A 12,891-nucleotide genomic window follows, 5' to 3' on the forward strand; every position below is an offset into this window, starting at 1 on the left:
TTATGAATATTGTAACAAAACATCGTACCGGAAGGACAAAAGAAAAAGGTCGTCTGAACATTTTTCAGACGACCTTTTGCTTTATAAGGTTCTTACATGAAGAAAATAGCTGCTATGGCGACAGCAATCACACCGTAAATCGCCATCGGAATAACGGTTTTCTTGATAATCGCACCTTCGGCGTTTTTCACGTCCAGTACGGTACATACGGCGATGATGTTGTTGATGCAGACCATGTTACCCATTGCGCCGCCAACGGATTGCAGGGCGAGGATGAGGGTAACGGACAGGCCGGTATCAATAGCGATTTGTTGCTGAATCGGGCCGAATGTCAGGTTGGATACAGTGTTCGAACCGGAGAAGAATGCACCGATAGCACCAAGGTAAGGGGAGAAGTAAACCCAGTGTTCGCCTGCCATCGCAGCAAACTCTTTACCGATGATTTTCACCATGGAGTTGTCGCCGCCAACCATCATCAGTTGAACCATAATCAGCGCGCCCATCAAGGCAAGCAGCGGTTTTTTGGTTTGGTTGAAAGTTGCAGCGTAGAAAGCCCAGGCGTCTTTGAATTTGGTTTTATAAAGCAGGATACAAATCCAAACGGTAAAGACAAACGGAATCCATGCAGGAACGTAGAGGGTTTGGTAAGACGCACTAACGCCTTGTCCGAAAATATTACCGAAGGTAATGGTCAAAGAGTCGCTGACGGTGATTTTGCTCAAATCAAACGGCAGTTGGAAGCTGAACCATTCTTCTTTGCTGGTCAGTAGGCCTTTAATGCCGAGCTGTTTGATACGGGTAACCACCAGCATACCGATAAGCATACCCAGAGGGGCAAGTGCTTTGGCGACTTGGGCGAAAGGTACTTTTTCGGCATTCGGGTCTTTCGGATGGTCTTTGCTCAAACCCCAGCCGTGGTTGGCGGCGAATACGGACACCATCAGGCCGATTGCGCCGGCAACGAGTGATGGGAATTCTTCGTTAACCATCGCCAAGGCAACATAAGGAATGGTACAAGAGAAGACGGCGATGCCGATGAAGCCCAAGTTTTTACGGATTTCAGACCAAGGTACGATGAAGCTCAAGCCGATGACGGGGATGACGAAACCTGCGAAGAAGTGCATCACGCCGGTTTGTCTGCCGATAGCCAAGATGTTTTCGGGACTCAGGTTTAATGGCGCAAAACCGAACCAAGTCGGTGTACCCACCGCGCCGAATGATACGGGTACGGAGTTCATGACCAGCGTAAAAATCGCCACTTTCAACGGATTGAAACCCAAGCTCATCAGAATCGGGGCGGCAATCGCAGCAGGCGTACCGAAGCCGGATGCACCCTCAATCATAAAGGCGAACGCCCAACCGATAATCATCAACTGCGCCACGGGGTTTGGGCTGATGGTCGCCAGCCATTTGCGGATAATGTCGATACAGCCGGTGGTTTCCATCATGCGGTTGAACATAATCGCACCGAAAATCACGGTAATCGGCGTCAGTGTGGAAACCAGACCGGACGCTGCAGTTGCGTTGAGCAGCATAGCGTCGTCGTTGAAATAAAACAGCTTGATGGCGTAAATCAGCGCGGCGGTAATCGGCAGCGCAATGTAGGAAGGCATGCTGTTTTTCTTAACCATCAGCCAAATCAGCAGGATGATGGGAAAAATGCTGAGGAATAGTGCCATGGTGAATCCTTAAAATCGGCGTTGTTTATCAATTTTTCTAATGATGTCGGAAGCGAGAGAGATATCGAACCTTAATCTGAGAGTAATTATCAAATAAATTGGTAATACCAATTTAAAAGAACGCCGCATACTTTACGTAATCCGATGTAATCGGTCAAGTGGTTTATGTACCTTCGGCATCTACCAGACAAGGTTTTCAGGGTTTGCAAATTGGCTTCGGCATATAGCCGATCTAGGGCAGAGTGTTGATTACACGGAAAAAGAAACTATCGTTTAAAACCAAAAGGTCGTCTGAAACCATTTCAGACGACCTTTTGGTTTTTATATCTCTACTTTTATTCCCACTCAATCGTGGCGGGCGGTTTGCCGCTTACGTCGTAAACCACGCGGTTGATGCCTTTGACTTCGTTGATGATGCGGTTGGACACGCGGCCGAGCAGCGAGTACGGCAGCTCTGCCCAGTGTGCGGTCATGAAGTCGCTGGTAATGACTGCGCGCAGTGCGACGACGTAGTCGTAAGTGCGCCCGTCGCCCATTACGCCGACGGATTTCACGGGCAGGAACACGGCGAAGGCTTGGCTGGTCAGGTCGTACCAAGACGTGCCGTTTTCGTCGGTAGTGTTGCGCAATTCTTGGATGAAAATATCGTCCGCTTGACGCAATAAGTCGGCGTATTCTTTTTTCACTTCGCCCAAGATGCGCACACCCAAACCGGGGCCTGGGAACGGATGGCGGTACACCATTTCGCGCGGCAAGCCCAAAGCGACGCCCAACTCGCGCACTTCGTCTTTAAACAAGTCGCGCAACGGCTCAAGTAGCTTGAGTTTCATGTTTTCAGGCAGGCCGCCGACGTTGTGGTGCGACTTGATGGCGTGGGCTTTTTTGGTTTTTGCGCCTGCGGATTCGATTACGTCGGGGTAAATCGTGCCTTGCGCCAGCCATTTGGCGTTGGTGAGTTTTTTCTCTTCGGCATCAAATACTTCGATAAATTCCGCGCCGATGATTTTGCGTTTTTTCTCAGGGTCGGTAACGCCGGCGAGTTTCGCCATGAATTGCTCTTCGGCATCGACATGAATCACCTTCACACCCAAGTTGCGGGCGAACATATCCATCACCATTTTGCCTTCGTTTAAGCGCAAGAGGCCGTGATCGACGAACACGCAAGTCAGTTGGTCGCCGATGGCGCGGTGAATCAGCGCGGCGGCTACGGAGCTATCCACGCCGCCAGACAGACCCAAAATCACTTCGTCGCTGCCGACTTGTTCACGGATTTTTGCAACGGCTTCTTCGATGTAGTTCGGCATCGTCCAGCTGGGTTGCGCGCCGCAGATGTCCAAGACAAAGCGGTTCAACAGCGCGCGGCCTTGTTTGGTATGGGTCACTTCGGGGTGGAATTGGATGCCGTAGAATTGTTTTTCGACGTTTTCCATCATGGCAATCGGGCATGACGGGGTATCGCCGATAACGGCAAAGCCGTTGGGCAGTTTGGATACTTTATCGCCGTGGCTCATCCATACGTCCAGCGTATTCGGCGCGTCGTCGAAAATATCGCGGGTCAGTTCGCTATCAATGGTTTTGACTTGCGCGTAACCGAATTCACGCTGGTTGCCGGGCTGAACTTCGCCGCCCAAGTGGTGCGCCATAAACTGCATTCCGTAGCAGATGCCCAAAACCGGAATGCCCAAATCGAAAATGCTGGTATCGGCTTGATAGTCAGATTCGTAAACGGAATTGGGGCCGCCGGAGAGGATGATGCCTTTCGGATTGAAGGCTTTGATTTCTTCCAAAGGCATGTCGAAAGAATGCAGCTCGCAGTAAACATGAGCTTCGCGCACGCGGCGGGCGATAAGCTGGGTAACTTGCGAACCGAAGTCGAGGATGAGGATTTTGTCTTGGGTCATGGCGGGAACTTTGCAGAGTGATAGGGAACGGTCTGACTGTTTCAAACGGGATTCCGATAATAAAACAGGTCGTCTGAAAACGGCGGATTATACCATTTTCAGACGACCTTTGCAGGGAGAGGGGCTTAGTTATCTTGCTGTTTATGCTGCTTATAAGGCACCATGTCGCTGCGCGAAAGCAGCAGCAGGCAGCCCAGCACCATCATTCCCAAAGCAACCAGCGGCGAATAGCCGAGCCAATATTGATTGTGCAGATATACCGCTGCGCCGATATACACCAGCAGCGGGCCGGACACGATAGACTGCTTGTTGACACCGTCCATCACCAAAACCGCAATCCCCGCCACCACCATACCGGCGGATACGATAGTCGAAGTTGCGGGCAGGATGTCCGTCGTTTTCAAAAACCAAACGGCACCGAAGATAATCAAAAACAGCGGCAGGAAAAGCGAAGAGCGAGACATGGCGTTACTCCGTAAAATTTCAGACGACCCTGATTATTGGGGCGCAGGGGTCGTCTGAAAAGCCTGAAGAAAGCAATCTTGGGTATGTTTTTGCAAACATAGGGCTTGATGTGTAAACGGTTGGCACACGTTTGCGGCAACATCGGCGTCCGGCGTTCAATCCAAGCTGCTATCAGCCTCAGCGTACATTTTTCATCAAACGTTGTTTTTCGCGTTTCCAGTCGGCTTCTTTCAGGCTTTGGCGTTTATCGTGTTGTTTTTTACCCTTCGCCAAGCCGATTTCCATTTTGATTTTGCCGCGTGTGAAGTGCAGGTTCAATGGGACGATGGTATAACCCGCGCGCTCGGTTTTACCGATGAGCTTGTTGATTTCGGATTGCTTGAGCAAAAGCTTGCGCGGACGGACGGGGTCGGGTTTGACGTGTGTCGAGGCAGTCGGCAGCGCGGTAATATGGCAGCCGACCAGATAAAAAGCGTCTTTTTTCCAGTAGATATAGCTTTCTTTCAACTGCACCCTCGCGGCGCGGATGGCTTTGACTTCCCAACCTTCCAATACCAAACCGGCTTCGAGCTGGTCTTCGATAAAGAAGTCGTGAAAGGCTTTTTTATTATTGGCAATACTCATAATTCTATTCTTGTCTTCTGTCTTTTCAGACCGAGTATTTTAACAGGATGCGGAGGTAGTGCGAACTGCTTCTCAAACCACTGTATTTTCCACCCTCTTCCGCTTTTCAATCTTTAAACATATGCCGCTCTATACGGCAAATTAAAATCGGAAACACCAGCCTACCCTAACCTCACATTCGTATAGTATGGCAAGGTGAAATAAAAATCCCCAACCTATCGCCCTTCTCTTCTTCTTAAAGGCAAAAGAATAGGCTGAAATTAAGGCAAAAGAATAGGCTGAAATTTTGCTTCATACTGATTTTCGCAAGAAGCATATCAAATGTACCACACGCTCTCCTCGATGAAGGTCGTCTGAAACTGGCAATAGGATTTCAGACGACCTTTCATGTTGCTGTCTGTCAATTTTCCGCATCGCGGCAGATTTCGATGGCTTCCTGAAGGCTGGAAACACCGAAGATTTTTAGATTCGGAAACTCTTTTTCGTTGCGCGGCATATTGGCTTTGGGGACGATGGCGCGTTTGAAGCCGAGTTTTTCCGCTTCTTTAAGCCGCTCTTGTCCGCGCGCGACGGGACGGACTTCGCCGCTTAAGCCGATTTCGCCGAATGCGACCATTTTTTCGGGCAGCGGACGGTTTCGGAAGCTGGAGAGCATGGCGAGGATGACGGCGAGGTCGGCGGCGGGTTCGCCGATTTTGACGCCGCCGACGGCGTTGAGGAACACGTCTTGGTCGAAACAGGCGATGCCGCCGTGACGGTTGAGGACGGCGAGCAGCATGGCTAGGCGGTTTTGTTCGAGGCCGACGGTGAGGCGTTTGGGGGTAAAGCCGTGTGCGTCATCGACCAATGCCTGAATTTCGACCAGAAGCGGGCGGCTGCCTTCCTGCGTGACCAAAACGCACGAGCCGGGCGTGTCGTCGCGGTAGCTGGCAAGGAAGATGGCGGACGGATTGGACACACCTTTCAAACCGTTTTCGGTCATGGCGAACACGCCCAATTCGTTTGCCGCGCCGAAGCGGTTTTTGATGGCGCGGATCATGCGGTAGTTGGAATGTTGGTCTCCCTCGAAATACAGCACGGTATCGACCATGTGTTCCAGCACGCGCGGGCCGGCAATCGCGCCGTCTTTGGTAACGTGTCCGACCAGTATCATGGCGATGCCCATCTGTTTCGCCATACGCGTCAGTTGGGCGGCGCATTCGCGCACCTGCGACACGGAGCCGGGGGCGGAAGTGATTTGGTCGGAATACATGGTTTGGATGGAGTCAATGACAACGACTTCGGGCTGATGCTGTTTTAACGCCGCTTGAATGGCTTCCATGCGGATTTCGGCAAGCAGGTTTACGCCTTCGGTGGGCAATTCCAAACGCTGCGCGCGCAGAGCGACCTGTTGGGCGGATTCTTCGCCGGAGACGTATAGCACTTTGCGGCTTTGCGCCATTTTGGCGATGGTTTGCAACAGCAGCGTGGATTTGCCGATGCCGGGGTCGCCGCCGAGCAGGATGACCGCACCATCGACCAAACCGCCGCCCAATACGCGGTCGAGTTCGCCCATGCCGGTCGGATTGCGCGGCACTTCGGTGGCGGTCACGGCGGAGAGGAATTGGACGGTCGAGGTATCCGCCGCCCAAGATTGGAAGCGGGCGTTTTTCGGTTCGGGCGCGGCAAGGCTTTCCTGAAGCGTGTTCCACTCGCCGCAATGCGGGCATTTGCCCTGCCATTTCGGGGAGGTGCCACCGCATTCGGTGCATTGGTAGATGGTTTTTGGGGCTTTTGCCATGATGTTTTCCCTATGGGATTTTTGAAGTGTGAAAAGGTCGTCTGAAAACTGATATCGTTTTCAGACGACCTTTTTTCAAGGATTCGGACTGAGCTTATTTGCCTTCGTCTTTACCGTCTTTCTTGTCTTTTTTCGGGGCCGGTTTTTTCGCCGCCAAACCTAAAGACTTCTGCCATTCGGCTGGATTTTTCACTAAATCCAAGGCTTTGCGGAGTTGGTCGTCTTTGGCGGGATTAGGAATACGACGGCTGGAGATGTCTTCGTCTTTATCTTTGTCCTTGCCTTTTTTAGACTTGGCGTTTTCATCGGCTTTGGCAGCTTCGTTTGAATCAGGCGTGCTGATTTCGTTGCTGCTGTTGACGTCTTCGCCGCCGAGCGGGTTGCCGATGTGTCCGGCGAGATCGGCTTCGCGGCTTTCAAAAGCGCGGTCTTTGTCTTTGACTTCGACGTCGGGAACGATGCCTTGTGCTTGAATCGAGCGGTCGTTCGGCGTGTAATACAGCGCGGTGGTCAGCTTAACCGCGCTGCCGTTGGACAGCGGAATCAGCGTTTGTACCGAGCCTTTGCCGAAACTTTGCGTACCGACAACGACGGCGCGTTTATGGTCTTGCAGCGCGCCTGCAACGATTTCGGAGGCGGAGGCAGAGCCTGAGTTGATCAACACGGTCATCGGAATGGTTTTCAACTCGGCAGGCAGATCTGCCAGCGGGTCTTTGCCGCTCACGCGGATATAGTCTTCGGGACGGGCTTTCAATACCGAGCTTTCTTTGCCGTCGCGTCCTTTGGTACTGACGACTTTTGCATCTGCAGGCAGAAAGGCGGCAGACACACCGACTGCGCCGTCAAGCAAGCCGCCCGGGTCATCGCGCAGATCGAGGACGAGGCCTTTGAGCGGCGCGCCTTTATTTTCTTTAATCAATGCCTTGGCGGATTCATTGATGGCTGCCACGGTGCGCTCTTGGAATTGGGACACGCGGATGTAGCCATAGCCCGGTTCGAGCAGGTGATGGCGGACGCTTTTGACTTTAATGATGGCGCGGGTCAGGTTGACGACGATGGGTTTGTCCGCATTTTTGCGCGAAAGGGTCAGGGTGATTTTGGTACCCGGTTTGCCGCGCATTTTTTTCACGGCTTCACTGGTGGTCAGACCGCGTGTGGAAACGTTGTCGATTTTGACGATGAAGTCGCCGCTTTTCACGCCTGCGCGCTCGGCGGGCGTATCCTCAATCGGGGCAACGACTTTGATAAATCCGTCTTCCTGCCCGATTTCCATACCCAAGCCGCCGAATTCGCCGCTGGTAGATTCTTTCATATCGGCAAAGCCTTTTTTATCCAAATACTCGGAATGCGGGTCGAGGTCGGATACCATGCCTTTCATCGCGCCTTCAAAGAGATCGGCATCGGATTTATCTTGGTAATAATTGGCTTTGATCTGTCCGTAAACTTCCGCCATGTTGCGGATGGATTGTACGGGCAGGGTTTCGTTGTCTTTTTTGTCTTTTTCGGCGGCAAAGCTTTGAACGCTCAAGCTGAGGACGACACCGCTGAATGCGCCGAGTGTGTAGAGTGCGACTTTTTTCAAAGTGGATGTTGACATTATGAATAGCTTTCTTTTTGTCTTATTTCATTTCAGACCGTAATGACTGTGAAACGGAGTATGGAAATATTGCTTCAGACGACCTGAATACACGTCCGCAAGACTGTATGCGATTTACGCTTGATAAACAACCGGATTCGCGTAAAAAATATCTGCGCGGGTGTAAAAGCTTTTGAATATAAGGCCGTTGGGTTCAGTTATTAAATTTCAGACGACCAGTAATACGGTAAAAGGTCGTCTGAAAATGTCAAACCGGTTTGCAGGTCAGCTTATCCAGGAGAGCGGGTTCATTGCCTGCCCGTTGTAGCGGACTTCCAAATACAGGCCTTCCATGCCTGAAGGCAGGGTTCCGCTGACGCCTAAACGGCTGCCTGCGGCTACGGCGTAGCCTTTGGCGACTTCGATTTCGCTCAAGCCCGAATAAATACTAATATAGCCGTCGCCGTGATCGATGACGATGACTTTGCCGAAACCTTCCAATTCATCGGCGTAGGTAACCGTACCGGCGGCGATGCTGCTGACGGCTGCCGGAGTCGTTTGGTAGAACACGCCTTTCCAAACTTCACCGTCGCCGCGGTCTTGTCCGAAGAGTCCGGCGAGCGTGCCGCTGACCGGTTTTTTCAGACGACCCTGCATACGGCTGAAGCTGTTGGCATTGCTGATGCTGACGTAGGAAGGCGCGCGGATGTTCATGTCTTCTGCGGTCAGGTTGGACATGGCGGCGCGTTCGTCGGCGGCTTTTTGTGCGGCAGCGGCTCGGTCTTTGCGCGCTTTTTCGGCGGCGGCAAGACGGGCTTCGGCGGCTTTTTTACGCGCTTCGGCTTCTTGGCGGCGTTGCTCGGCTTTACGCTTTTCCAAGTCTTTCAATAAGTTGTTCAGGCGTTGTTCGTTTTCTTTGTGGTTGATTTTTTTCTGCGCATCTTTTGCCATCTGCTCATTTTGGCGGCGGCTTTCCGCTTGTTCGGCGGTGTTGGTTACGCCGTGTCGGCGCAGCGAGGATTGGATGTTTACCTGAAGTTTTTTCAGGTATGCCAGCTCGTTGTTGATTTTCTGCTCTTGCGCTGCCAGCTCTTTTTGCTGCTTCTCAAGGTCTTTGATGACTTGCTCGTTGGCAGTATTGATATAGCGGGTGTAACGCAGGAAGCGGGTTTTCTGACCCGGCTCGGCATTTTTCAGGAACAGGGCAACGGCGTTGGGTTGGCTGTTTTTATAATTGCCTGAAACGAAACGGGAAATTTGCGCGCGCGTGTTGGAAACCTGGGTTTTCAGGTGGTTCAAATCAGCATTGAGCTTTTGGAACTTATCCCATGCGTCGCGCTGCTGGCGGTTGATGGCGGACAGGTTGATACGGCTTTGCTGCAACTGTTTCAACGTGGTGTTGACGTGGATGATGAAACCTTCGTTGCGGCTGCGCAGCGATTTTTTGCTTTCCAAATCATTGGCGGCGGCGGTTACTGCGGCTTTGAAGTCGTCTGAATCGGCGGCAGCGGTTTTCTTATCAGCTTTGTCCGCTTTTTTCTCAACGGCTTTTCTGTCTTGTTTTACCCCTGCTTCATCTTTTTTAGGCAACTCAGCAGCTTCTTTTTTTGCCTTTACATTATTTTTGGCTGCGGGTTTGTCTGCCGCTTTGTCTTTGCCTTTTACAGGCTCGGTTTTTGCGGGAACGGCTTTGCCTGCCTTCTCTTCCGCTTTGGCTTCGCCTTTTTTGGTTTTGTCGGCTTTATCTTGTTTTTTGGTTTCTTTGTCGTTTCTGCGTTCTTTGGCACGCTCGTTTTTCGCCGCTTCGACAGTTTCCTTTTTCGCGGCAGGTTTCGCTTTGTCTTTGGCAGCTTCTTTTTTAGCAGATTCGGCGTCTTTTTTGTCTTTGACGCTTTTTTTGACAGGTGCAGCCTTCTCTTTGGGCGCGTCTTTGGCGGCGAAAGAAGGCGAAGCGAAACCGATGAGCAGGGCGAGTAAAAGAGGTTTGTAACGCATGATTGGTTCTGGATCGTTAAAATAAAGGCAATAGGCGGAATTATATAGTCAGCGGGGTCGTCTGAAAATAACATCTGCCCATATTTGTTCAGACAATACTTTCCTCTGCGCTTGCAATCTGAACAAGCGGTCTTATATAGTAGGAGCTACGGTGTTAGCTTCTTTATTTTCAACCCTCAAAGGTTTCTTATTTACATGAATAAAATCATTCTGCCTGCGCTTTGCGCCCTGCTTCTTGCTTCCTGCGGTAACGATACCGATAAAATCGGACGTGCCAGCACGGTTTTTCATATGCTGGGGAAAAATGACCGTATTGAAGTTGAGGGTTTTGACGATCCTGATGTGCAAGGGGTTGCCTGTTATATTTCTTATGCGAAGAAAGGCGGTTTGAAAGAGACGGTGAATTTGGAGGAGGATGCGAGCGATGCTTCCGTGTCGTGCGTGCAGACGGCGGAGGTCATCCGTTACAACGAGCAAGCTGTCGTCAAGCCGCGGGAAGTGTTTAAACGCAGTGCGAGTTTGGCGTTTAAGAGCCAGCAGATTATCCGTTATTACGATCCTAAACGTAAGGCGTTTGCGTATTTAGTTTATAGCGACAAAATCGTTCAGGGTTCGCCGAAGAACTCTTTGAGCGCGGTGTCTTGCTTTAGCGGTGCTAAAGCGGATGTGCAGCAAATTGCCGGTGCGGAAGGTAAACAGATTTACGGTGCGTGCGTCGTGGATGCGCCTGTACCGACCAAATAAAAGACAAGCGATATGAACCTAACCGACCATTTCTTGATTGCCATGCCCGATATGGATGATCCGTTTTTTGAAAATTCGGTGATTTATGTGTGCGAACACAACGAAGAGGGCGCGTTGGGCATCATCATCAACAAACCGTCGCCGATTACGATGGACATGATTTTTGCGGCGTCCGACCGCAATATTCCTTTACGGATGCAACACGAACACGTCATGATGGGCGGGCCGGTACAGATCGACCGCGGCTATGTCGTGCATACGCCCGTGGGCAACTGGCAAAACAGTATGATTGTTTCAGACGACATTGCCCTGACTTCTTCGCGCGATGTGATTGAAAACTTATCGCGTGAAGGCGCGGTGGACAAAATTTTAATCAGCATAGGCTATTCGAGCTGGAGCAAAGGGCAGCTTGAACGCGAGCTGGCGGACAATGTCTGGCTGACGGTGAAGGCGGACGAACATATTTTGTTCGATATGCCTTATGAACACCGCTACGCCGCTGCATTCGCCAAGCTGGGCATCCAGCCCGATGCGCTTGTCTGTGGAGCCGGTCATGCATAAAGCGCCGACAGGGACGGTTTTGGCGTTTGATTTCGGCGAGGCGCGTATCGGTGTGGCGCAGGGCGATGCGGAGCTTGGCTTGTCGCATCCTTTGGCGACGGTTACCGGCAACAGCAATGACGAGAAATTCAACGCCATCGCCAAGCTGATACGGGAATGGCAGCCCAAGCATCTGGTCGTCGGACTGCCGACCCACGCCGACGGCACGGAACACGAGTTGACCCGCCTCAGCCGCAAATTCGGCCGCCGCCTGCACGGGCGTTTTAACCTGCCCATATATTGGGTGGACGAACGTATGTCTTCGCTATATGCGGAAAGCCTGCTTGCCGAGGCGCTGGTGTTCGGGCGCAAGCAAAAGGCGGTACTCGACCAAGTGGCGGCGCAAGCGATTTTGCAGGGCTTTTTCGATGGCGGTGCGGCGGAGTATTTCAACGGCAGGGAAGAAGGTTCGGAAGAATCATCCGATTGAGAGAGTTTGAAAAAATTTTGAGAAAAAAGGTCGTCTGAAAGCTGTATTGACGGGGTTGAATCCGGCAGCAGGCTTTCAGACGACCTTTTTGCATCAGAACAAGGCTTCAATCCTTAACAGCGCGCCGACGCGGTGTTTTTGGTTTTCCTTGCGGTTGTTGTAGTAGTTGAGCTCGGTTTGGGTAAACAGCCAGTTGCGCCAAATCGGCTGGCGGTAGGTGGTAAACGGGCCGTAGGTATTGAGGGCGGCTTTGCGTTTTTCGATATTGCCGCCGGTGTACACGCCGTAGTTGACGTGGCGGTGCTTGCCGAGGTTGTGTTGGCGGAAGAGGCTGTTGCCCCATGTCCAGTCTTCGGTTTTATCGTGTTCGTATTGCAGGTGCGCCTGATTGGCGATAAAGCTTTTTTCGTTGGGGGTGTAACGCGTTTCCCAGTTGGTACGGACATGGTGTTTGCTCTTGATGCCGTAACGGTAGATTTGTTCCAAGCTGGTGTCGATGTGGTCGGTCAGTTGCCAATTGCTCGAGCTTTTGGCGCGGGCGAACAGGTCGCTGCCGGAGCGGATACCGATATCGAAGTCGGTATTGGTGCGCTGTTTCGCGAATGCTTCAGACCAGCGTACGGCAAGGGAGGCGTTGTTGTCGCGACTTTGGGAGGCGTCGAATATCCTGCCATTGGTATTGGTACGGTTGCGGTAGGCGTTGGCTTCGTGTTTCAACTCGTCGTCCAAAGAGTCATCACCGAAAACCACATGGACTTTTTTCTCCAAAGTCGGCAGTTTCAGACGACCCCGTACGCGTGGCGTCACGGTAAACTTGTCGTCAGGGTTCCATTCGGTATCAAGCATAAGGCGCAGGTTAGCGTCGGCAGGATGGTCGGGATTTGGTTCGCCAAACCAGTCGTCGATGCGGTTGGACCATTTGTCCAAGCGTTTGGAAACTCCTTTGTGGCGGTGGTCCAACCAAGTGTCGCCGTCGGCGGGTGGTTCGTCGTTCGCGGCGGCAACGGTCGGGAAGAGGATAAGCAGGGTGAATAGGGATAACGTAGAGGTTCGGAGAGTCATTGTTTTTCCTAGCTTAAAGCATAAAGCTATTATGG

General features: G+C 51.8%; 11 protein-coding genes. 3 read left to right on the plus strand and 8 right to left on the minus strand.

Annotated elements, in window-relative coordinates; all coding sequences use genetic code 11:
• Positions 1 to 92: 92 nt before the first annotated feature.
• The 7 genes from J7445_RS07085 to J7445_RS07115 form a co-directional block, all read right to left on the minus strand.
• Entirely contained in the window at positions 93 to 1,679 is a 1,587-nt protein-coding gene (locus tag J7445_RS07085) for an L-lactate permease (protein WP_070656744.1), read from the minus strand.
• A 335-nt stretch (positions 1,680 to 2,014) separates the two neighbouring features.
• A complete protein-coding gene (gene guaA / locus J7445_RS07090; protein ID WP_070539675.1) occupies positions 2,015 to 3,580 on the minus strand; it encodes a glutamine-hydrolyzing GMP synthase in 1,566 nt (521 codons plus the stop codon).
• A 125-nt stretch (positions 3,581 to 3,705) separates the two neighbouring features.
• A complete protein-coding gene (locus J7445_RS07095) occupies positions 3,706 to 4,044 on the minus strand; it encodes a LiaF transmembrane domain-containing protein (protein ID WP_003740867.1) in 339 nt (112 codons plus the stop codon).
• A gap of 178 nt (positions 4,045 to 4,222) precedes the next feature.
• Entirely contained in the window at positions 4,223 to 4,669 is a 447-nt protein-coding gene (smpB, locus tag J7445_RS07100) for an SsrA-binding protein SmpB (RefSeq protein ID WP_016687651.1), read from the minus strand.
• A 400-nt stretch (positions 4,670 to 5,069) separates the two neighbouring features.
• Positions 5,070 to 6,449, minus strand: a complete 1,380-nt coding sequence (gene radA, locus J7445_RS07105; RefSeq protein WP_209282847.1) for a DNA repair protein RadA — start codon at positions 6,447 to 6,449, stop codon at positions 5,070 to 5,072.
• Between the two features lie 94 nt (positions 6,450 to 6,543).
• A complete protein-coding gene (locus J7445_RS07110) occupies positions 6,544 to 8,046 on the minus strand; it encodes a S41 family peptidase (protein WP_209282848.1) in 1,503 nt (500 codons plus the stop codon).
• A 264-nt stretch (positions 8,047 to 8,310) separates the two neighbouring features.
• Positions 8,311 to 10,020 (minus strand): murein hydrolase activator EnvC family protein, encoded by a 1,710-nt coding sequence (locus tag J7445_RS07115; protein ID WP_209282849.1) that lies wholly within the window; start codon positions 10,018 to 10,020, stop codon positions 8,311 to 8,313.
• A 195-nt stretch (positions 10,021 to 10,215) separates the two neighbouring features.
• Between J7445_RS07115 and J7445_RS07120 the strand changes: the two genes are divergently transcribed.
• Genes J7445_RS07120 through ruvX form a run of 3 tightly spaced genes read left to right on the plus strand, consistent with a single transcriptional unit; the run spans position 10,216 to position 11,794 of the window.
• Entirely contained in the window at positions 10,216 to 10,764 is a 549-nt protein-coding gene (locus J7445_RS07120; protein WP_049228546.1) for a CreA family protein, read from the plus strand.
• Between the two features lie 12 nt (positions 10,765 to 10,776).
• Complete coding sequence (locus J7445_RS07125; RefSeq protein WP_003757292.1) at positions 10,777 to 11,325, plus strand: YqgE/AlgH family protein; 549 nt, start codon at positions 10,777 to 10,779, stop codon at positions 11,323 to 11,325.
• The gene (ruvX, locus tag J7445_RS07130) at positions 11,318 to 11,794 is read left to right on the plus strand and encodes a Holliday junction resolvase RuvX (protein ID WP_049228547.1); all 477 of its coding nucleotides are present in this window, start codon (positions 11,318 to 11,320) and stop codon (positions 11,792 to 11,794) included. Before J7445_RS07125 ends, ruvX begins: the two co-directional genes overlap by 8 nt.
• Positions 11,795 to 11,887: 93 nt before the next feature.
• Here the strand turns inward: ruvX and J7445_RS07135 are convergent, their stop codons facing one another.
• Positions 11,888 to 12,856: a hypothetical protein gene (locus J7445_RS07135; RefSeq protein ID WP_003740853.1), complete on the minus strand. Its 969-nt coding sequence runs from the start codon at positions 12,854 to 12,856 to the stop codon at positions 11,888 to 11,890.
• Positions 12,857 to 12,891: the final 35 nt, after the last annotated feature.

The organism is Neisseria sicca (genome assembly GCF_017753665.1).
Lineage (GTDB): Bacteria > Pseudomonadota > Gammaproteobacteria > Burkholderiales > Neisseriaceae > Neisseria > Neisseria flava.